Annotated in this window: 21 protein-coding genes and 1 riboswitch; of the genes, 17 read left to right on the forward strand and 4 right to left on the reverse strand. The window is 74.3% G+C overall.

The genetic code is table 11. From position 1 onward, the window contains the following. Positions 1-336: 336 nt before the first annotated feature. Entirely contained in the window at positions 337-2,073 is a 1,737-nt protein-coding gene (locus tag ACIBPB_RS19225) for a M28 family peptidase (protein WP_396840910.1), read from the forward strand. A 37-nt stretch (positions 2,074-2,110) separates the two neighbouring features. On the opposite strand, the gene ACIBPB_RS19230 is transcribed toward ACIBPB_RS19225, so the two are convergent. Further along, a complete protein-coding gene (locus tag ACIBPB_RS19230) occupies positions 2,111-3,001 on the reverse strand; it encodes a septum formation family protein (protein WP_396840911.1) in 891 nt (296 codons plus the stop codon). 122 nt (positions 3,002-3,123) lie between these two features. Then, positions 3,124-4,005 (reverse strand): septum formation family protein, encoded by an 882-nt coding sequence (locus tag ACIBPB_RS19235; RefSeq protein ID WP_396840912.1) that lies wholly within the window; start codon positions 4,003-4,005, stop codon positions 3,124-3,126. Positions 4,006-4,267: 262 nt separating this feature from the next. Here ACIBPB_RS19235 and rpe point away from each other — a divergent pair, with 262 nt between their 5' ends. The 7 genes from rpe (at position 4,268) to ribH (ending at position 10,464) form a co-directional block, all read left to right on the forward strand. Continuing rightward, positions 4,268-4,948, forward strand: a complete 681-nt coding sequence (rpe, locus tag ACIBPB_RS19240; RefSeq protein WP_396840913.1) for a ribulose-phosphate 3-epimerase — start codon at positions 4,268-4,270, stop codon at positions 4,946-4,948. Next, positions 4,842-5,906, forward strand: coding sequence for a response regulator (locus ACIBPB_RS19245; RefSeq protein WP_396840914.1), 1,065 nt, complete (start codon positions 4,842-4,844; stop codon positions 5,904-5,906). The genes rpe and ACIBPB_RS19245 overlap by 107 nt, the downstream gene beginning before the upstream one ends. Positions 5,907-5,987: 81 nt before the next feature. Then, positions 5,988-6,160: riboswitch (FMN riboswitch) on the forward strand. A 169-nt stretch (positions 6,161-6,329) separates the two neighbouring features. Continuing rightward, complete coding sequence (gene ribD / locus ACIBPB_RS19250; protein ID WP_396840915.1) at positions 6,330-7,391, forward strand: bifunctional diaminohydroxyphosphoribosylaminopyrimidine deaminase/5-amino-6-(5-phosphoribosylamino)uracil reductase RibD; 1,062 nt, start codon at positions 6,330-6,332, stop codon at positions 7,389-7,391. A 1-nt stretch (position 7,392) separates the two neighbouring features. Beyond that, on the forward strand, positions 7,393-8,004 hold the full coding sequence (locus tag ACIBPB_RS19255; RefSeq protein WP_396840916.1) for a riboflavin synthase: 612 nt from the start codon (positions 7,393-7,395) through the stop codon (positions 8,002-8,004). After that, positions 8,001-8,699 carry a nicotinamide riboside transporter PnuC gene (gene pnuC, locus ACIBPB_RS19260; protein ID WP_396840917.1) on the forward strand — a complete coding sequence of 233 codons (699 nt, stop codon included), beginning with the start codon at positions 8,001-8,003 and terminating at the stop codon, positions 8,697-8,699. Before ACIBPB_RS19255 ends, pnuC begins: the two co-directional genes overlap by 4 nt. Continuing rightward, positions 8,696-9,964: a bifunctional 3,4-dihydroxy-2-butanone-4-phosphate synthase/GTP cyclohydrolase II gene (locus tag ACIBPB_RS19265; RefSeq protein ID WP_396840918.1), complete on the forward strand. Its 1,269-nt coding sequence runs from the start codon at positions 8,696-8,698 to the stop codon at positions 9,962-9,964. Before pnuC ends, ACIBPB_RS19265 begins: the two co-directional genes overlap by 4 nt. 2 nt (positions 9,965-9,966) lie before the next feature. After that, positions 9,967-10,464, forward strand: coding sequence for a 6,7-dimethyl-8-ribityllumazine synthase (gene ribH, locus ACIBPB_RS19270; protein WP_357325084.1), 498 nt, complete (start codon positions 9,967-9,969; stop codon positions 10,462-10,464). An 82-nt stretch (positions 10,465-10,546) separates the two neighbouring features. Here ribH and ACIBPB_RS19275 read toward each other — a convergent pair whose 3' ends face one another. Both ACIBPB_RS19275 and ACIBPB_RS19280 read right to left on the reverse strand, forming a co-directional pair. Then, complete coding sequence (locus tag ACIBPB_RS19275) at positions 10,547-11,848, reverse strand: MFS transporter (RefSeq protein ID WP_396840919.1); 1,302 nt, start codon at positions 11,846-11,848, stop codon at positions 10,547-10,549. Then, entirely contained in the window at positions 11,845-12,495 is a 651-nt protein-coding gene (locus tag ACIBPB_RS19280) for a winged helix-turn-helix domain-containing protein (RefSeq protein WP_396840920.1), read from the reverse strand. The genes ACIBPB_RS19275 and ACIBPB_RS19280 overlap by 4 nt, the downstream gene beginning before the upstream one ends. 121 nt (positions 12,496-12,616) lie before the next feature. Here ACIBPB_RS19280 and ACIBPB_RS19285 point away from each other — a divergent pair, with 121 nt between their 5' ends. The 9 genes from ACIBPB_RS19285 to pheS all read left to right on the forward strand — a co-directional run bounded on the left by ACIBPB_RS19285 (position 12,617) and on the right by pheS (position 19,006). Beyond that, positions 12,617-12,880 (forward strand): phosphoribosyl-ATP diphosphatase, encoded by a 264-nt coding sequence (locus ACIBPB_RS19285; protein ID WP_043324932.1) that lies wholly within the window; start codon positions 12,617-12,619, stop codon positions 12,878-12,880. A gap of 48 nt (positions 12,881-12,928) precedes the next feature. Continuing rightward, on the forward strand, positions 12,929-13,774 hold the full coding sequence (gene hisG / locus ACIBPB_RS19290) for an ATP phosphoribosyltransferase (RefSeq protein ID WP_357325075.1): 846 nt from the start codon (positions 12,929-12,931) through the stop codon (positions 13,772-13,774). Then, a complete protein-coding gene (locus ACIBPB_RS19295; protein ID WP_396840921.1) occupies positions 13,771-14,733 on the forward strand; it encodes a DMT family transporter in 963 nt (320 codons plus the stop codon). The genes hisG and ACIBPB_RS19295 overlap by 4 nt, the downstream gene beginning before the upstream one ends. After that, complete coding sequence (locus tag ACIBPB_RS19300) at positions 14,730-15,200, forward strand: PH domain-containing protein (RefSeq protein ID WP_396840922.1); 471 nt, start codon at positions 14,730-14,732, stop codon at positions 15,198-15,200. The genes ACIBPB_RS19295 and ACIBPB_RS19300 overlap by 4 nt, the downstream gene beginning before the upstream one ends. Before the next feature lie 328 nt (positions 15,201-15,528). Beyond that, positions 15,529-16,179: a translation initiation factor IF-3 gene (infC, locus tag ACIBPB_RS19305; RefSeq protein WP_091263828.1), complete on the forward strand. Its 651-nt coding sequence runs from the start codon at positions 15,529-15,531 to the stop codon at positions 16,177-16,179. Positions 16,180-16,198: 19 nt separating this feature from the next. Then, a complete protein-coding gene (rpmI, locus tag ACIBPB_RS19310; RefSeq protein ID WP_396840923.1) occupies positions 16,199-16,393 on the forward strand; it encodes a 50S ribosomal protein L35 in 195 nt (64 codons plus the stop codon). A 32-nt stretch (positions 16,394-16,425) separates the two neighbouring features. Next, complete coding sequence (gene rplT, locus ACIBPB_RS19315) at positions 16,426-16,818, forward strand: 50S ribosomal protein L20 (RefSeq protein WP_030335718.1); 393 nt, start codon at positions 16,426-16,428, stop codon at positions 16,816-16,818. A gap of 57 nt (positions 16,819-16,875) precedes the next feature. Then, positions 16,876-17,715, forward strand: coding sequence for a TrmH family RNA methyltransferase (locus ACIBPB_RS19320; RefSeq protein WP_396840924.1), 840 nt, complete (start codon positions 16,876-16,878; stop codon positions 17,713-17,715). A 217-nt stretch (positions 17,716-17,932) separates the two neighbouring features. Next, positions 17,933-19,006: a phenylalanine--tRNA ligase subunit alpha gene (gene pheS / locus ACIBPB_RS19325; RefSeq protein ID WP_396840925.1), complete on the forward strand. Its 1,074-nt coding sequence runs from the start codon at positions 17,933-17,935 to the stop codon at positions 19,004-19,006. Positions 19,007-19,032: the final 26 nt, after the last annotated feature.

The following is a 19,032-nucleotide window of genomic DNA, read 5'->3' on the forward strand; positions in this document are numbered from 1 at the left end:
GACTTGGGTCGACGCGCGTCCCGACGGCTTCGGGCGGGTTCCGGCACGGCCCGCCCGGGGCTGTCGGGGGCGCGAACGGTGGGCTGAACGGCTGGTCGTCGCGGGGGAGTGGGGCGCCGGGCGGATGTGCCGGAATGTGCCGCGCCTCGGCCGCCTCGACCCCCATCGCACGGAACCTCGCTCCGCGCACCATGTGACACCCCGTTGACTCTTAGATCGATACATGTAACTGTTCCGATCACCGGTTCCCCGCCGGCCCCGGGGCTCTCCCACCGGAGACCACCGGTCGCGCCACCCCCCGCCAGCACGTCCCGCCGACCCCCACGAGGAGTCTCCATGAGACGCAGCACGCCCGCCGCCGGCCTCGCGCTCGCCCTCTTCGCCGCCATGACGGCGACGGTGACCGCCACCGCCGCCTCCGCCGCGCCCGCGCCGGTGAGCGTCGCCGCCCCGCTCGCCGCCGCCGCGCCGGACATCTCGGTGACCAACGTCCAGGCCCACCTCACCCAGCTCAACACCATCGCCAGCAACAACGGCGGCACCCGGCGGGCCGGCTCGGCCGGTTACACCGCCTCGGTGGCGTACGTGAAGTCGAAGCTCCAGGCCGCCGGCTACACGGTCACCGAGCAGACCTGCACCAGCTGCACCTATCCCGGCAGCAACCTGATCGCCGAATGGCCGCAGGGCCCGGCCGACCAGGTCGTCATGTTCGGCGCGCACCTGGACAGCGTCTCCGCCGGGCCGGGCATCAACGACAACGGCTCCGGCTCGGCCACCCTGCTGGAGAACGCCCTGGTGCTGGCCAGCCAGCGCCCGACCATGTCCAAGCGGGTCCGGTTCGCCTGGTGGAACGGCGAGGAGCAGGGCCTGCAGGGCTCGAAGTACTACGTCGGCCAGCTCAGCTCGACCCAGCGGGGATACCTCAAGGCGTACTACAACTTCGACATGGTGGGCTCGCCCAACGGCGGCTACTTCATCAACCGGATCACCTCGGCCACGGCCGCGCCGCTGAAGGCGTACTGGGACTCGTTGAACCTCCAACCGGAGGAGAACACCGAGGGCGCCGGCCGTAGCGACGACTACTCGTTCGCCAACGCCGGCATCCAGACCTCCGGCTACGCCGCGGGTGCCAGCTACACCAAGACGTCCGCGCAGGCCAGCAAGTGGGGCGGCACCGCCGGGGCGGCGTACGACGGCTGCTACCACCGCTCCTGCGACACCACCGCCAACGTCAACGCGACCATCCTGAACCGCAGCGCCGACGGCGTCGCCTACACGATCTGGAACACGGCCGTCGGCGGCACCCCGACCAACGACTTCTCCGTGGCGGTGAGCCCGACCTCCGGCAGCCTGGCCCGGGGCGGCTCCACCACGGCCACCGTCAGCACCGCCACCACGAGCGGCAGCGCCCAGACCGTGAGCCTGTCCGCCAGCGGCGCCCCGAGCGGGGTCACGGTGAGCTTCAGCCCGTCGTCGGTCACCTCCGGCGGCTCAGCCACCATGACGGTGAGCGCCTCGTCGAGCGCCACCACCGGCACCTTCACCATCACCGTGACCGGCACCGGGTCGGTCACCCGCACCGCCGGCTACACCCTCACCGTGACCGGCACCGGCGGCTGCGCCGGCGGTCAGCTCATCGTCAACGGCGGCTTCGAGTCCGGCAGCTCACCGTGGACGGCGACCTCGGGCGTGATCACGAGCGACTCCGGCCAGGCGGCCCGGACCGGGTCGTACAAGGCCTGGCTGGACGGCTACGGCAGCTCGCACACCGACAGCCTCGCCCAGACGGTGAGCCTCCCGGCCGGCTGCGCCAGCTACAGCCTCGCCTTCTGGCTGCACATCGACACCGCGGAGACCACCACGTCGACCGCGTACGACAAGCTGACCGTCCAGGTCGGCGGCACCACCGTGGCGACGTACTCGAACCTCAACGCCGCCAGCGGCTACCAGCAGCGCACCGTGAACCTGGCCGGGTACGCCGGGCAGACGGTCACCTTGAAGTGGACCGGGGTCGAGGACGCGTCCCTGCAGACCAGCTTCGTCATCGACGACGTGACGGTGCAGGTCGGCTAGGCGCGCTCCGGCGGGGCGGGCCTGGTGCCCGCCCCGCTCACCGGACCGGCAGGCCCTTGCTGCCGGCGCCCCGCAGCGAGCGGGTCAGCGTCCGGTCGGACAGCCAGAGGAAGCACTGCACGCCCCGCTCGCCGTTGCGCCACTCCGCCTCGAAGGGGTGGTAGATGATCGTGCCGGCCCGGTACTGCAGGTCGCCGTTGTTCGGCACCTTGACGTACTTGGCGATCAGACCCCGGCAGGCCTTGTGCGCGCGCAGCGAGGTGCGCTTGAACTCGGCGTACGAGATGTCGGGGAACTGGTAGACCCCGACGAACTCGGCGTGGTGCTTCGCCGTGCAGGCGACCGGGCGCATCTGTTGGATGTCGTCCTTGACCAGCTTCGGGTTGAAGCAGCCGAAGGCCAGCGGGGAGCCCGCGGCGAGCGCGCCCCGCAGGCTGGCGGTACGCGACGTGACGCTGCCGTCGTCGAGGCTGGTCACCTCCGAGGCGTCGCACCGGAACCAGCGTGCGCCGCCGCCCCACGCCAGGGCCGACGGGAAGACCACACCGACCGCCAGGCGCCCGGACCGCCAGTCCGCGCCGACGGCCTTGCTCACCTGGGTGTCGCACTGGGCGCGGGCGGTGCGCATCCCGGCCGAGCCGGCGCGCGGCGGCGTGGACCGCTCGGCGTCCGGGCCGGTCAGCGTGCCCACGTACAGCGTCTCCGCCCGGTGCGAGGCGGTGCAGTCGACCGGGTTGTAGCCGCTGAGGTACCCGACGTCCTGGATGGTGACGTGGCAGGTCCCCGCGTCCGGCAGGAACGCGGCGGCCTTCGGCAGCGCGGGCCAGTCGTCGGCCAGGTCGCGGTCCACCCCGCCCGGCGCGCCGCACCCGGTCAGCGCCAGCGCCGCCGCGGCACCCGCCGCGATCGCCGTCCACCATCGCCGCATCGCACCGACCTCCCCGTCGTCGTGGTCCCGCGGACCCGCACCGCGCGCCGGCCCCGGCCCGGGCCTCTGCCGCGCGCCGGAACGGCCGACCGTCACGGCGGTGCAGCATACGGCACGGACGCTCAGATGACCGGTAGTCCCTCCGGGCCGGCGCCGCGCATCGACCGGTTGAGCCTGCGGTCGTCGCTCCACAGGAAGCAGCGCACCCCCCGGTCGCCCTCCGTCCACTCCCGCTGCGACGGCGGATAGAAGATCGAGCCGGCCCGGTACGGCAGGTCGGCGTTGTCGGGCACCTCGGCGAAGGTGGCGATGAGCGCCATGCAGCGGCGGTGCACCTGCGGGGCGGCGCGCAGGAAGTCGGCCCAGCTCATGTCCCGCTCCACGAAGACGCCGACGAACTCGGCCCGGTGCGGCTCGGTGCAGAGCACCGGGGCCATGTAGTTGAGGTTCTCGCCGATCAGCTTCGGGTCGAAGCAGCGGTGCGCCAGCGGGTTGTCGCCGACCAGCGCGCCGCGCAGGCTGCCCACCCGGTTGACCGGGCGGGTGTTGTCGATGCTGTCGGTCTCGGCCAGGTCGCAGCGGTACCAGCGGGCCCCGGCCAGCCAGGCGGCCGTCGTGGGCAGCGCGATGTTCAGGGCGAGCCGGGCCGCGTGCCAGTCCCCGCCGATGACCTCCCGGGCCCGCTGGTCGCACTCGGCGCGGGCGGCCCGCAGCGCGGGCGAGCCCGGCTCGGGGCGGGGGCCGGTGGCGGCGGACCCGGCGAACGTGCCGACGTGCACCACCTCGGCGAGGTGGCTGCGCGCGCAGTCGACCGTCTCGTAGCTGCCGGCCGGCACCACCGGCGTGATCCGGGGCAGGCAGGCGTCGGTGGCGGGGACGAAGACGCGGGCCTCCGGGAGCGCGGGCCAGTCGTCGGTCAGGTCGCCGTCGGCCCGGTGCCCGGGCACGCAACCCGCCAGGAGCAGCGTCGCCGCGCCGGCCAGCGCCAGGAGCCACCGTCGCATCGTCCGCCCTTTCCGGGAGATGACAGGCGGTCGCCGGGGCCCGGATGGCGGGCGTACCGCCGCCGGGGCGTGCAGCATACGCGACCGTCCCTGTTGGAGTGTTGCGGTCTTTCCGTCGTTCGGCCAGTAGTGTCTGGCTCCTCGTTCCGGATTATTCCTCCGGACGGGCCGATCCCGCACCGCGGGTCACGCCCGGGTCACGGCGCGTTCCCGCGGGTGCCGGGTGGTGAACGGCGGGTCACCGCGTTCGTACACTGGCCCGGTGACCGTACCGCCGCTGATCGTCGCGCCCAGCATCCTGGCCGCCGACTTCGCCCGCCTCGCCGACGAGGTCCGTGCCATCGAACACGCCGCCGACTGGCTGCACGTGGACGTGATGGACAACCACTTCGTGCCGAACCTGACCATCGGCCTGCCGGTGGTGCAGAGTCTGCGCGCGGCGACCGAGCTGCCCTTCGACGTGCACCTGATGATCGAGGACCCGCGCCGCTGGGCCCCCGGCTACGCCGACGCCGGCGCCTACAACGTCACCTTCCACGTCGAGGCGTGCGACGACCCGGTGGCGCTGGCCAAGGACCTGCGCTCGGCGGGGGCGAAGGCGGGGCTGGCCATCGACCGGGACACCCCGATCGAGCCGTACCTGGAGCTGCTGCCCAGCTTCGACACGTTGCTGATCATGACGATCAAGGCGGGCTTCGGCGGACAGCGGTTCCTCCCGCAGCTGCTGGAGAAGGTCCGCACCGCCCGGCGGCACGCCGCCGCGGGGCACCTGGAGCTGCGCATCGAGGTCGACGGCGGGATCGCCGACGACACCATCGCGCAGGCCGCCGAGGCGGGTGCCGACGCCTTCGTCGCCGGCACCGCGGTCTACGGCGCCGACGACCCGGCCGAGGCGGTACGCCGGCTGCGCGGCCTGGCGGAACGCGCGACGACCGGGGCCTGAGGTGGAGCCGGCCGGCGAGCGACCCGACGTCATCCTGGTCGTCGACGACGACGAGGACATCGCCCGCTTCGTCGAGTTCAACCTGCGGCTGCACGGTTTCGAGGTGCTGCACGCCGGCGACGGCCAGGAGGCCCTGGAGATCATCGAGCAGCGCCGGCCCGACCTGGCCGTGGTGGACCTGATGATGCCCCGCATCGACGGCCTGGAGCTGACCCGCCGGCTGCGCGCCGACCCGATGACCTCGGCCCTGCCGGTGATCATGCTGACCGCCAAGGGGATGACCGTCGACAAGGTCAACGGCCTCAGCGCGGGCGCCGACGACTACCTGGTCAAGCCCTTCGACACCGCCGAGCTGGTCGCCCGGGTCAGCTCCACGCTGCGGCGCAACAAGGAGTTCCGCGAGGTCTCCCCGCTGACCGGGCTGCCCGGCAACAGCCGGATCCGCCGGGAGATCAGCGACCGGGTGCGCAACGGCGTCGACTACGCGGTCGGCTACATCGACATCGACCGGTTCAAGAGCGTCAACGACCGGTACGGCTTCGTCCGCGGCGACGAGTTCATCTCCGCGCTCGCCCGCAGCCTGCACCGGGCGGTCGTCTCGATCGGCCTGCCGCCGGCCTTCCTCGGCCACGTCGGCGGTGACGACTTCGTCATCGTCTGCACGCCGGCCCAGGTCCGGCCGCTGACCAGCCGGGCCGTGGTCGACTTCGAGAAGGCCGCCGACGCCCTCTACGACCCCACCGACCGGGAGCGCGGGTTCGTCGAGCTGAAGGACCGGCGCGGCAACATCCGGCGGGCCGCCCTGGTCACCCTCTCCATCGGGGTCTCCCTCTCCGACTCGGGCAAACGGTTCACCGACCCTCTGGAGGCGATCGCGGTCGCCTCCGAGATGAAGACGGTCGCCAAGAGCCAACCCGGGTCGTACGTCGCGGTCGACCGGCGGCGGGGCGTGACGTGACGATCCACCCGTCGCTGTGAGGTAGCTCGCCTCGGTGGCACGCGCCCCCGTCCGGCGTGTAAGACTTCCCCTGTACCCACCACGCGCTGGCGGGGCTCGGTGAAATTCCGAACCGGCGGTGATCCACGGTCCGACCGTGGTAAGCCCGCGACCCGGACGGCTTCGGCCGGACGGTGGACCTGGTGAGAATCCGGGGCCGACGGTTGGGGTGCGGCTCGTCCGCCCCCAGACAGTCCGGATGGGAGACAGCGCGCGGGACGGGGAGGCCCCTGCCGGCCGCTGGCATGCTCAGCCGCCGCGTGGGCTCTCTCCGGGGTCGGCCGTGCCGTCCCCGGATCTCCGCCGCCGCGTGTCCGCGGCACCCGTGCCGTCCGTCTTCCGCCCGTCCGCGCGTGCCCGGCGAGCGAGAGGACAGGGCTGGCGATGGCGAGCGTCTCCGTCGACGAGGCGATGGGTCGCGCGATCGAACTGGCCGCCCGCGGCCTCGGCACCACCAGCCCCAACCCGGTGGTGGGCTGCGTGCTCCTCGACCCGGACGGCGAGATCGTCGGGGAGGGCTTCCACGCCTACGCCGGCGGCCCGCACGCCGAGATCGTCGCCCTGGCCCAGGCCGGCAGCCGCGCCCGCGGCGGCACCGCCGTGGTCACCCTGGAACCCTGCGACCACACCGGCCGCACCGGCCCGTGCAGCCACGCGCTCATCGCGGCCGGGATCGCCCGGGTGGTGGTCGCCGTCGGTGACCCCAACCCGGTCGCCTCCGGCGGCGCGGCCACCCTGCGCGCCGCCGGGGTCCAGGTCCAGGTGGGGGTACGCGCCGAGGAGGCCGAGGCCGGCAACGTCGCCTGGCTCACCTCGATGCGCCGCGGCTGGCCGTACCTGATCTGGAAGTACGCCGCCACCCTCGACGGGCGCTCCGCGGCCGCCGACGGCACCAGCATGTGGATCACCTCCGAGGCCGCCCGGATCGACGTGCACGCCCTGCGCGGCACCGTGGACGCGGTGCTCGCCGGGGTCGGCACGGTGCTCGCCGACGACCCCCGGCTGACCGCCCGCAACCTGCGCGACGGCACGCTGGCCATCCGGCAGCCGCTGCGGGTGGTGGTGGACAGCACGGGGCGTACCCCGGCCGACGCCCGGGTCCGCGACGGCGCCGCCCGCACCTGGATCGCCACTGCCGCGGAGGTCGGCGCCGGCCCGGACGGCCGGGTCGACCTGCCCGCGCTCCTGGCCGAGCTGCACCACCGGGGCGTGCGCGCCGCGCTGCTGGAGGGCGGCCCCCGGCTGGCCGGGGCGTTCCTGGCCGCCGGCCTGGTCGACAAGGTCGTCGGGTACGTCGCGCCGAAGCTGCTCGGCGCCGGCCCGACCGCGCTGCTGGACGCCGGCGTGACGACCATCGCCGACGCCATCGACCTGGAGCTCACCGACGTTACGCAGGTCGGTCCCGACCTGCGGATCACCGCGCTGCCCCGGAAGAGGGAGGCCTGAGATGTTCACCGGCATCGTCGAGGAGTTGGGCGAGGTCGTCCGGATCACCGAGACCGGGGGCGACTCCGCGCTGGTCGCCCTGCGCGGCCCGCTGGTCACCTCGGACGCCCGGCACGGCGACTCGATCGCGGTCAACGGCGTCTGCCTGACCGTGGTCGACGTCGACGGCGGCGTCTTCACCGCCGACGTGATGGGGGAGACCCTGCGCCGCAGCGCGCTGGGCGCGCTGCGCCCGGGCGACCCGGTCAACCTGGAACGCGCCGCGGCGCTGAACAGCCGCCTCGGCGGGCACCTGGTCCAGGGCCACGTGGACGGGGTCGGCGAGGTGGTCGCCCGGGAACCGGCCGCCCAGTGGGAGACGGTCCGCTTCCGGCTCCCCGCCGGCCTGGCCCGGTACGTGGTGGAGAAGGGCTCGATCACCGTCGACGGCGTGTCGCTGACCGTCGCCGAGGTCGGCGACGACTGGTTCGCCGTCGGGCTGATCCCGACCACCCTCAAGCTGACCACCCTCGGCGCCAGGGGCGTCGGCGACCCGGTCAACCTTGAGGTGGACGTGCTGGCCAAGTACGTCGAGCGGCTGCTCGGCGACCGGCTCGCCGGGGGTGCCCGGTGACCGGCCCGCTCGGCTGGCTGCTCGAGGCCCAGGTGCACGTCGCCGGCTCGCCGGTGCTGGTCCGGGAGATCGTCGGCAACGTCTTCGGTCTCGCCTCGGCGTTGCTCGGGCTGCGCCGGCTGGTCTGGGCCTGGCCGGTCGGCATGATCGGCAACGCGCTGCTGTTCACCGTCTTCCTGGGCGGGGTCTTCGCCACCCCGCAGGCGCACGACCTCTACGGCCAGGCCGGCCGGCAGGTCTTCTTCTTCGCGGTCAGCGTCTACGGCTGGTGGCGCTGGTCGCGCAACCGCCGCTCCGGTGACGGCCAGCGGCCCGCCGTGGTGCCGCGCTGGGCGACCGGGCGGGAGCGGCTCGGCCTGCTCGTCGTGGCGGTGGCCGGCACCGCGGCCGGGTACCCGGTGCTGGCCGCGCTCGGCTCCTGGGGTCCGCTGCCGGACGCCTGGATCCTGGTCGGCAGCCTGCTCGCCACCTACGGGATGGCCCGCGGCTGGGTGGAGTTCTGGCTGATCTGGATCGCCGTCGACGCGGTCGGCGTGCCGCTGCTGCTGCGCGGCGGCTTCTACCCGTCGGCCGCCATGTACCTGGTCTACGGCGGGTTCTGCCTGGCCGGCCTGGCCGCCTGGTGGCGTACCTCGCGGGCCACCCCGCCCGCCCGCACCGACATCCCGCCGACGTACTCGGAGGCCGTGGCATGAGCAGCACCTTCGGCAGCATCGAGCAGGCGGTGGCGGACATCGCCGCCGGCCGGCCCGTGGTCGTGGTGGACGACGAGGACCGGGAGAACGAGGGCGACCTGATCTTCGCGGCCGAGCTGGCCACCCCGGAGCTGGTCGCGTTCATGGTCCGCTACACCTCGGGTTACATCTGCGCCCCGCTGACCGAGAGCGAGTGCGACCGGCTGGACCTGCCACCCATGCACCACACCAACCAGGACCGGCGGGGCACCGCGTACACGGTGACCGTGGACGCCCGGGAGGGGGTCAGCACCGGCATCTCGGCGGCCGACCGGGCGCACACCATCCGGCTGCTCGCCGCCGCCTCGACCGACCCGACCGACCTGGCCCGCCCCGGGCACGTGGTGCCGCTGCGCGCCCGCGAGGGCGGGGTGCTGCGCCGCCCCGGGCACACCGAGGCGGCCGTGGACCTGACCCGGCTGGCCGGGCTGCGTCCGGCCGGCGTCCTCTGCGAGCTGGTCAACGACGACGGCACCATGATGCGCCTGCCCGACCTGGAGAAGTTCTGCGCCGAGCACGGGCTGACGCTGATCACCATCGCCGACCTGATCGCCTACCGGCGGCGTACCGAGAAGCAGGTGGAGCAGGTCGCCGAGGCGCGGATGCCCACCCCGTACGGGGTGTTCCGGGCGCTCGGCTACCGCAGCGACTTCGACTCGGCCGAGCACGTCGCGCTGGTCATGGGCGACGTCGGCGATGGGCAGGACGTGTTGGTCCGGGTGCATTCGGAGTGCCTCACCGGGGACGTGTTCGGCTCGCTGCGCTGTGACTGCGGCCCGCAGTTGCAGGCCGCCCTGGCCCGGGTCGCCCAGGAGGGGCGGGGCGTGGTGCTCTACGTGCGCGGGCACGAGGGGCGGGGGATCGGCCTGCTGCACAAGCTGCAGGCCTACCAGCTCCAGGACCAGGGTCGGGACACCGTGGACGCCAACCTCGACCTGGGCCTGCCGGCCGACGCCCGCGACTACGGCACCGGCGCGCAGATCCTCTACGACCTGGGCGTCCGCACGATGCGGCTGCTGACCAACAACCCGGCCAAGCGGGCCGGCCTGGAGGGGTACGGCCTCACGGTGAGCGGCCGGGAAGGGCTGCCCGTGCGGTCGAACCCGGAGAACGTGCGCTACCTGCGCACCAAGCGGGACCGGATGGGCCACCTCCTGGAGGGGCTGGACGAGGTGACCGAGGCGCCGATGGGGCGTCCGGTGGCCGGCGACGAGATCGGAGCGTAGGAATGGCGGGTTTCGGGGAACCGGGCGCGAGCGCGGTGGACGCCGCCGGGCTGACCGTCGGGATCGTGGCGGCGCGCTGGCACGGCGACCTCACCGACCACATGGTCGACCGGGCGGTGGCGGCCGCCGAGGCGTGCGGCGCCCGGCCGGTGGTGGCCCGGGTGGCCGGCTCGGTGGAGCTGCCGGTGGTGGCGCAGGCGATGGCCCGCCGGTACGACGTGGTGGTCGCCCTCGGTGTGGTGGTGCGCGGCGCCACCGCCCACTTCGACTACGTCTGCCAGTCGGTGACCGAGGGGCTGACCCGGGTGGCCCTGGACGAGGGCAAGCCGGTGGCGCACGGGGTGTTGACCGTGGACACCCTCGAGCAGGCCCGGGACCGGGCCGGCCTGCCCGGCTCGGCCGAGGACAAGGGCTGGGCGGCGACCGTGGCGGCCCTGGACGCGGCGCTGGCCGTGCGTGGCCTGGACGCCGCCAACGGCCGCCGGGTCGGCTTCGCCTGACCGCCCTCTCCGCCGAGCGACCGCTCCCCGGCCGGACCGCCGGCCACCGTCGGCTCGGGGCCGGGGAGCGCACCCGAACCGCTCACCCGGCCGGCGCGTCGACCCGCGGTGCGACCCGGCGGGGGACACCGGTGTCGGCCGGCCCGCCGCCCTGCCCGGACGGCGCCGAGAGGTGGCGGCCGGTGAGCAGGTAGCCGCCGGCGGCCAGCAGCAGGGCCCCGATCGCCGCGAACAGCAGGCGGTAGTCGACCAGCCCGACCAGTAGCGCGCCCAGCCCGATGGCCAGCGACTGGGGTCCGCTGGCGAGCGCGTCCAGCGCGGCCGAGGCGCGGCCGAGCAGCTCCGGCGGGGTCTGCCTCTGCAGCAGGGTCATGGTGCCCACCAGGGCGACCGGCAGCCCCAGCCCGATCAGCACGGCGGCGGCGACGGCGACGGCGAGCACCGGCCAGATCGGGGCCAGGAAGCCCACGGCGACGGCGGACACGCCGAGTGCCATGCCGCCCAGCTCGCCGAGCCGGCGCACCAGGGCCGCCGAGGCCAGCCCGCCGAGCAGGCCGCCGATGCCCTGCAGGGAGACCAGCACCCCGAGGAAGGCGGGCTCCCGCCCGAGCCCCTGGTCGACGTAGGCGAACCAGAGCGTCTCGCCGAACCCGAGGCCGACGGTGGCGGCCACCACGGCCAGCAAGGCCCGCCGCAGCGCCGGCTCGCGCACCAGGTGCCGCACGCCGGCGACCACCTCGGTCCGCCAGCCGCCGGCGGCCCTCACGGCCGCCTCCGGCGTGGCCGTCCCGGCGGGTCCGTCCGCGCCGGCCGCCGGCACCGGAGCCGGGCGTACGGCCAGCCCGACGGCGGCCGCCGCGAGGAATCCGAGCGCGCAGACGGCGGCCATCGCGGGGCCGCCGAGCAGCACGTAGAGCCCGGCGCCGAGCAGCGGGCCGACCAGCCGCAGCCCCTGCTTGACGGTCTGGGTGACGCCGTTGGCGTCGGGCAGCAGGCCGGCGGGGACCAGTTCCTGCACGAGCGCGGTGACGGTCGCGCCGAGCGCGATGTAGGACAGGCCGTAGCCGGCGGCGACCGCGTAGACGACCCAGAGCCGGCCGGCGTCGTGCACGGCCAGCAGCGGCAGCAGCAGCCCGGCGGTGGCCGCGTTGAGGGCCACGAACAGGGTCCGGCGCGGCATCCGGTCGACCACCCAGCCGGCCAGCGGGGCGAGCACCATCGGCGCGGTCAGCGCCAGGAAGGTGGCGCCGGCCAGCCCGTCGGAGCCGGTCAGCTCCTTGACCCAGATGGCCAGGGCCAGCAGCAGGATCGACTCGGCGATCATGCTCACGGTCAGCGCGACGAAGAACAGCCGGAAGTCCGGCCGGCGCAGCAGTTCTCTCATCGGTCCCCGTTCCCCTCCGCGTCGGTGTCGCCAGCGCCGGGCGCGTCCTCGGTGTCCGCCCCGCCGGCGACCGCCGTCCCGTCGACGTCGGGCACGGCCCAGGCGAGCAGCCGTACCGGCCGGGAGCCGGGTGGGCGCGCGGCCGGGTCGGCCAGCCGGTTCAGGTGGCGGGCGAGCACGGTGCTCAGCTCCGCCTTCAGGTCCTGCAGCTCCGCGGCGGTGTACCAGCCGATGAACTGGTGCAGGAAGTCGACCTCGCGCCAGCCGGGGGACTGCTGGCGCCGGACGGCCAGCCAGCCCCGCAGCTTGCGGTGTTCCAGGTCGAGCAGGGCCAGCAGGGCCGCGTCCCCGGCCTGCGCCAGCGCCGGGCTCTCCGCGCCCTCGCCCCACCGGTGCCCCTCGGTGACCAGCCGCCACGGCCGCTGCCGGCCGGTGCCGCCGCCCGCCTCGGTGACGAAGCCGTAGCGGGCGAGCTGGCGCAGGTGCCAGGAGCAGTTGGCCGGGCTCTCGCCGACCCGCTCGGCGACCTCGGTGGCGGTCAGCGGGCCGTGCACGGCGACCGCGTCGAGGACGCGCAGCCGCAGTGGGTGCGCGAGGGCGCGCAGCGTGTCGACGTCGGTGATCTTCCGGGTTCGCGGTTCGTCCACGGTCGAAGCGTACCTTTCGAAAACCTCCTTTCGAAAGCCCTCTTTCCAAGAGTCCGGCATGTGGTCCGGGTCCGGACCCGGCGCGTACCGCGACCGGCCGGGGCTGGAAGAATCGCCTCCCGTGAAGACGTTCGAGGAGTTGTTCGCCGAGCTGCAGGCCAAGGCCGCCGCCGGCACCCCGGGCTCGGGCACGGTCGACGCGCTCGCCAAGGGGGTGCACTTCATCGGCAAGAAGGTCGTCGAGGAGGCGGCCGAGTCGTGGATGGCCGCCGAGCACGAGGGCCCGGAGCGCGCCGCGGAGGAGATCTCCCAGCTGCTCTACCAGGCCCAGGTGCTGATGCTCGCCACCGGCCTCGAGCTGAAGGACGTCTACCGACATCTCTGAGTGCCCCCGCCCGCTGATCATCCGATCATTCGAAGGAGCACTCTCCCCATGCTGCGTGTCGCCGTACCCAACAAGGGCGCCCTGGCCGAATCGGCCGCCGGAATGCTGCGCGAGGCGGGCTACCGCCAGCGCACCGACCCCAAGGACCTCGTCTGCCGGGACGAGGCCAACGACATCGAGTTCTTCTACCTGCGCCCCAAGGACATCGCCACCTACGTCGGCTCCGGCGACCTGGACGTCGGCATCACCGGCCGCGACCTGCTGGTCGACTCCGGCGCGCCGGCCGAGGAGATCGTCGACCTGAACTTCGGCCGGGCCACCTTCCGCTTCGCCGCCCGCCCCGACGACGTGGACTCGGTCCAGCAGCTCGGCGGGCACCGGATCGCCACCGCGTACCCGGGGCTGGTCGAGCGGCGCCTGGCCGAGCTGGGCGTCAAGGCCGAGGTGATCCGCCTGGACGGCGCGGTGGAGAACGCCATCCGGCTGGGCGTGGCCGACGTGGTCGCCGACGTGGTGGAGACCGGGGCCACCCTGCGTCAGGCCGGTCTGGTGGTCTTCGGCGAGCCGCTGCTGCGCTCCTCGGCGGTGCTGGTCCGGCGGGCCGGCGCACCCGGCTGCGCCCAGCAGGAGCAGCTGCTGCGCCGCCTGCACGGCGTGCTGGTCGCCCGCCGGTACGTGATGCTCGCCTACGACGTGCCGGCCGGCCTGCTCGACCGGGCCAGCTCGCTGACCCCCGGCATCGAGTCGCCGACGGTCTCCCCGCTGCACCGGGAGGGGTGGGTCGCGGTGCAGGCGATGGTCCTGCGCGACGACGTGCACCGGATCATGGACGAGCTGTACGAGCTGGGCGCCCGGGCGATCCTCGTCACCAACATCCACGCCTGCCGGCTGTGAGGCCGCTGCCGGTCCCGGCCGCCCTGGCCGTGGTGGTGCTGGGCGGGGTGGGCTCGGCCGCGCAGGGCGTGGTCAACGCCGAGCTGGGGGAGCGGACCGGCGACCCGCTCCTCGGCGCGGTGGTCAACAACCTCGGCGGCAGCCTGCTGGTGCTGCTCGGGTTGGTCGCGGTCCCGTCGATGCGGGCCGGCCTGGCCGGGCTGCGCCGCGCCCGCCTGCCCTGGTGGGCCTACCTGGGCGGGCTGGGCGGCGCGGCGATCGTGGTGATCGGCCCGTTCGTCGTACCGGCGCTCGGGGTGGCGGTCTTCACCATCGCCCAGGTGGCCGGGGGCAGCCTCGGCGGGCTGGGCGTCGACCGGGCCGGACTGGGCGCCACCGGCCGCCTGCCGCTCACCGCCCCCCGGGTCGCCGGCGCGCTGGTGGGGATCGCCGCGGTGGCCCTCGCCCAGCTCGGCCAGCCGGTCGGCGACCTGGCGACCGGGCTGGTGCTGCTCTCGGTCGGCGGCGGCCTGGCGGTGGCGTTCCAGTCCGCCCTCAACGGGCGGCTCGCCGCCCAGGTCGGCCCGGCCGCCGGGCTGGCGGTGAACTTCGCGGTGAGCACCGCGGCGATCGCGGCGGTGGCCGCGCTGGCCGGCGCGCTCGCCGACCACCCCGCCTGGCCGGCCCAGTGGTGGTTGTACGTGGGCGGCCTGTTCGGGGTGGGCATCGTGCTCGCCCTGCTGGTCGGCGTCCGGGCCGCCGGCGTGCTGCGCACCGGCCTGGCCCTGGTGGCCGGCCAGCTCGGCGGCGCCCTGCTGCTGGACGTGGCGCTGCCGGGCGGTGCCGGGGTGCGGCTGCCGGTGCTCGCCGGCGCGGTGCTCACCGGGGTGGCGGTGCTGGTGGCCGGAGGGCGGCGGGGCACGCCGGTCCGAGTGGCGGCCGAACCCGACCCCGCACCGGATGGCAGACTGGTCGGGTGAGCGATGCAGTGGTGACCGTGCGGCCGCGCCGGCTGCGGGTGGTCTGCTGGGTGTCGGCCGGCGCCCTGCTGGTGGTGTTCGCCGGGCTGGCCACCTCGCTGACCGGGACGACCGGCGACGGCTACGGCACGTTCCAGCGCGGCGACCAGCTCGCCATGGTCGGGCTGGGCGTCTTCGCCGCCCTCGGGGTGCTGCTCTTCACCCGCCCCCGGGTGGTCGCCGACGCGAAGGGCGTCCGGGTGCGCAACGTCCTCGGCTCGTACGACCTGCCGTGGGAGGTCGTCCGCGGGGTCCGGTTCGACCGGGGCGCCCCCTGGGCCAGCCTCGAGCTGCACGACGACGACCTGCTGCCGATGGTGGCCCTCCAGGCCGCCGACAAGGAGCACGCGGTGGAGGCGGTGCGCGCCCTGCGCCGCCTGCACGGGGCGCACCCGGCGGTCCGGGCCGACGATCCCGCGCCGCGCTGAGCCCCGGGCCCGGTTTGGGGGCCGCTGCGGCGAGGGTGTAGTGTTGCGGAGTCGACCAGACTGCCTCCGTCCCTGACGTGCGGGCAGTCGTTGAAGCGGAGCGCCTGCTCCCACCCGAGTCGCCCCCGTAGGTGGCCGGGTCCGGTCACCGGTTCCGGGCACGTCCCGGTCCCGGATGCGCGATCATTGTGATCGTGCCGACCGGTCGAGTGGGCCCTGGCATGCGCCGGGGCCTTCTGCTTTCCGGGCCGGCTCCCGCCCGGGAGCCCACGGAGTCGGCACCGTAGGACACTCGACTCGAGGAGGCCCCATCAGCGTCGAACCACGCGTGAACGAGCAGATCCGGGCACGTGAGGTCCGACTGGTCGGCCCTGAGGGTGAGCAGGTGGGCATCGTCCCGCTGGAGCGCGCCCTGCAGCTGGCCGCGGACGTCGACCTGGACCTGGTCGAGGTTGCGCCGATGGCGCGCCCGCCGGTGTGCAAGCTCATGGACTTCGGCAAGTTCAAGTACGAGAGCGCACTCAAGGCGCGCGAAGCGCGGCGTAACCAGCAACAGACCGTCATCAAGGAGATGAAGCTCCGGCCGAAGATCGACCCGCACGACTACGAGACCAAGAAGGGTCACGTGGTGCGGTTCCTCAAGGCGGGCGACAAGGTCAAGGTGACGATCATGTTCCGCGGTCGCGAGCAGAGCCGCCCGGAGCTGGGTTACCGGCTCCTGCGCCGGCTCGAGTCCGAGATCACGGACCTGGGATACGTCGAGGCCGCTCCCAAGCAGGACGGCCGAAACATGATCATGGTTCTCGCTCCGCACCGGGCCGTCAAGGCCTCCGCGGTCGCCGCCACGGCGTCCCGCGGTGGACCGCGCGACCGGGCGGCGGAGGAATCGGCCGCCCCGGCAGGCGGCGAGACCCCGGCGGCCGGCGAGACCGCAGCAGCCGGCGAGACCGGCCCGACCGCTGACACCAGCGGCCAGTAACAGGGGAGAGACGTTCCACATGCCGAAGATGAAGAGCCACACGGGTATGGGCAAGCGGGTCAAGGTCACCGGCAAGGGCAAGATCGTTGCCCAGCAGGCCGGCCTTCGCCACCACATGGAGCTGAAGCCCTCCACCCGGACCCGGCGACTGACCGGCACTGTCGAGCTGGCCAAGGCCGACGTCAAGCGCATCAAGAAGCTGCTCGGCCGCTGACGCGCGCCACCTGAACCGAAGAAGGAGTTGAGATGGCACGCGTCAAGCGGGCTGTGAACGCCCAGAAGAAGCGTCGTACCCTGCTGGAGACCGCGAGCGGTTACCGCGGTCAGCGCTCCCGGCTGTACCGCAAGGCCAAGGAGCAGGTGCTGCACTCGATGCAGTACGCCTACCGGGACCGCCGCGACCGCAAGGGCGACTTCCGGCAGCTCTGGATCCAGCGGATCAACGCCGGCGCCCGGGCCAACGGCATGACCTACAACCGGCTGATCCAGGGCCTGCGCCTGGCCGGCATCGAGGTCGACCGCAAGATCCTGGCCGACCTGGCCGTCAACGACGCCGCGGCGTTCGCCGCGATCGTCGAGCTGGCCCGCGCCGCCGTGGCGGCCGAGGGCACCGGTGGCGCCGCGGCCCAGGCCGCCTGATCCACCTCTAGCGGCAGACCGCGGACCCACCCGGACCAGCAGATCGAGGCGTCTCCCATGCCGTCAGCACCGCACGGGAGGCGCCTCGACGCTGTTCCCGGCCCGTTCACCCCGCGTACCCCGCGGGTGGTCGCCGCCCGCCGGCTCCAGCGCCGCCGGGACCGCGAGGCCGCCGGCCGGTTCCTGGCCGAGGGGCCGCAGGCGGTCCGGGAGGCGCTGGCCCGCGCCGGCACCGTGGTCGAGCTCTTCGGCACCCCGGCCGCGCTCGACCGGTACGCCGAGCTGGCCGCCGCGGCCGCCCGCGCCGACGTGCCGGTCTCCGAGGTCACCGACGAGGCCCTCGCCGCGCTCGCCGAGACCGTCGCCCCGCAGGGCCTGGTCGCCGTCTGCCGGCACCTCGACGTACCGCTGGACGACGCCCTGGCGCGCGGGCCGCGCCTGGTCGCGGTCCTCGCCGAGATCCGCGACCCGGGCAACGCCGGCACCGTGCTGCGCACCGCCGACGCGGCCGGCGCGGGCGCGGTGATCTTCGCGGGCGACGCGGTCGACCCCTACAACGGCAAGTGCGTGCGGGCCTCCGCCGGCAGCCTCTTCCACGTCGACGTGGTCCGGGCCACCGACCCGGTCGCCGTGGTCGCGGCGCTGCGCTCCGCCGGGCTCACCGTCCTGGCCACCACCGGGTACGGCGACAGCGACCTCGACGACCTCGCCGACGCCGGCCGGCTGGCCGCCCCGACCGCCTGGCTCTTCGGGTCGGAGGCGCACGGGCTGCCCGCGGAGCTGACCGCCGCCGCCGACGCCCGGGTCCGGGTGCCGCTGCACGGGCGCGCCGAGAGCCTGAACCTGGCTGCGGCCGCGGCCGTCTGCCTGTACGCTTCAGCGAGAGCACTGCGCTGACGTGATCGCGTCGCGCGGCACACAGCAGGGGAGTCGTCCACGTGATGAACGCGCCACGGCGTTCGTTTAGCCAGCCCGCCGGTGTCGGCGGGCGGCGGGCCTGACCCTTCCCCCTGCGCGACCTCCCACCGGCGGGCTGCGGCGAAGCCGCGCGTCCGTAGACTCGCCTAGCCGCCCCGAAAGGGCCGGCGCCGCCGTGAGGGAGTGCCCGTACGCCATGAGCTACCGCAACGATCCGTACGACCCGAAGCAGGTCGCCCTGCTCGACCCGGACGCCCTGGCCGGGGCCGTGGCCGACGCCGAGAAGGCGTTCGCCGCCGCCACCGACCCGGACGCGCTGACCGCGCTGCGCCCCGCGCACCTGGGAGACCGCGCCCCGGTCTCCCTCGCCCGCCGGGAGATCGGCGCGCTGCCGCCGGCCGCGAAGGCCGACGCCGGCAAGCGGGTCAACGAGGCCCGCCGGGCCATCGAGTCCGCGTACGCCGCCCGGCAGGAGATCCTGGAGCGCGAGCAGGCCGAGCGGGTGCTGGTCGAGGAGCGGGTCGACGTCACCCTGCCCTACGACCGCCGGCCGCGCGGCGCCCGGCACCCGCTGAGCACCCTGATGGAGCAGATCAGCGACCTGTTCATCGGGATGGGCTACGAGGTGGCCGAGGGCCCCGAGGTCGAGCTGGAGTGGACCAACTTCGACGCGCTGAACATCCCCGCCGACCACCCGGCGCGCGGCCTGATGGACACCTTCCACATCGCACCCCCGCCCGGTGCGGAGAGTTCCGGCCTCGTTCTGCGGACCCACACCTCGCCGGTGCAGGCGCGCACCATGCTCACCCGCCAGCCGCCGATCTACGTGGTGGTGCCCGGCCGGGTCTACCGCACCGACGAGCTGGACGCCACCCACGCGCCGGTCTTCCACCAGGTCGAGGGCCTGGTGGTGGACAAGGGCATCACCATGGCGCACCTGCGCGGCACGCTGGACCACTTCGCCCGGGCCATGTTCGGCGAGGGCGCGAAGACCCGGTTCCGGCCGCACTACTTCCCGTTCACCGAGCCGTCCGCCGAGTTCGACGTCTGGTTCCCGGAGCACCGGGACGGTCCGCAGTGGGTCGAGTGGGGCGGCTGCGGCATGGTCAACCCGCGGGTGCTGCGCGCCTGCGGCATCGACCCGGAGGTCTACTCCGGATTCGCGTTCGGCATGGGCATCGACCGGACCGTGATGTTCCGGCACGGGGTCAGCGACATGCGGGACATGGCCGAGGGCGACGTGCGGTTCACCCGCGCGTTCGGGGTCTGACGGTGCGGGCACGAGTTACGGAGACG

Origin of the sequence: Micromonospora sp. NPDC049836 (genome assembly GCF_044465125.1) — a bacterium.
Lineage (GTDB): Bacteria > Actinomycetota > Actinomycetes > Mycobacteriales > Micromonosporaceae > Micromonospora.

What these genes read in the sequence shown, in the direction of transcription:
- ACIBPB_RS19320 (WP_396840924.1), top strand. Translation starts at nt 16,876, where the DNA reads ATGCCGTCAGCACCGCACGGGAGGCGCCTCGACGCTGTTCCCGGCCCG.
- rplT (WP_030335718.1), top strand. Translation starts at nt 16,426, where the DNA reads ATGGCACGCGTCAAGCGGGCTGTGAACGCCCAGAAGAAGCGTCGTACC.
- rpmI (WP_396840923.1), top strand. Translation starts at nt 16,199, where the DNA reads ATGCCGAAGATGAAGAGCCACACGGGTATGGGCAAGCGGGTCAAGGTC.
- ACIBPB_RS19275 (WP_396840919.1), bottom strand. Translation starts at nt 11,848, where the DNA reads ATGAGAGAACTGCTGCGCCGGCCGGACTTCCGGCTGTTCTTCGTCGCG.
- ACIBPB_RS19225 (WP_396840910.1), top strand. Translation starts at nt 337, where the DNA reads ATGAGACGCAGCACGCCCGCCGCCGGCCTCGCGCTCGCCCTCTTCGCC.
- ribH (WP_357325084.1), top strand. Translation starts at nt 9,967, where the DNA reads ATGGCGGGTTTCGGGGAACCGGGCGCGAGCGCGGTGGACGCCGCCGGG.
- hisG (WP_357325075.1), top strand. Translation starts at nt 12,929, where the DNA reads ATGCTGCGTGTCGCCGTACCCAACAAGGGCGCCCTGGCCGAATCGGCC.
- ribD (WP_396840915.1), top strand. Translation starts at nt 6,330, where the DNA reads ATGGCGAGCGTCTCCGTCGACGAGGCGATGGGTCGCGCGATCGAACTG.
- ACIBPB_RS19230 (WP_396840911.1), bottom strand. Translation starts at nt 3,001, where the DNA reads ATGCGGCGATGGTGGACGGCGATCGCGGCGGGTGCCGCGGCGGCGCTG.
- ACIBPB_RS19235 (WP_396840912.1), bottom strand. Translation starts at nt 4,005, where the DNA reads ATGCGACGGTGGCTCCTGGCGCTGGCCGGCGCGGCGACGCTGCTCCTG.
- ACIBPB_RS19265 (WP_396840918.1), top strand. Translation starts at nt 8,696, where the DNA reads ATGAGCAGCACCTTCGGCAGCATCGAGCAGGCGGTGGCGGACATCGCC.
- pheS (WP_396840925.1), top strand. Translation starts at nt 17,933, where the DNA reads ATGAGCTACCGCAACGATCCGTACGACCCGAAGCAGGTCGCCCTGCTC.
- ACIBPB_RS19255 (WP_396840916.1), top strand. Translation starts at nt 7,393, where the DNA reads ATGTTCACCGGCATCGTCGAGGAGTTGGGCGAGGTCGTCCGGATCACC.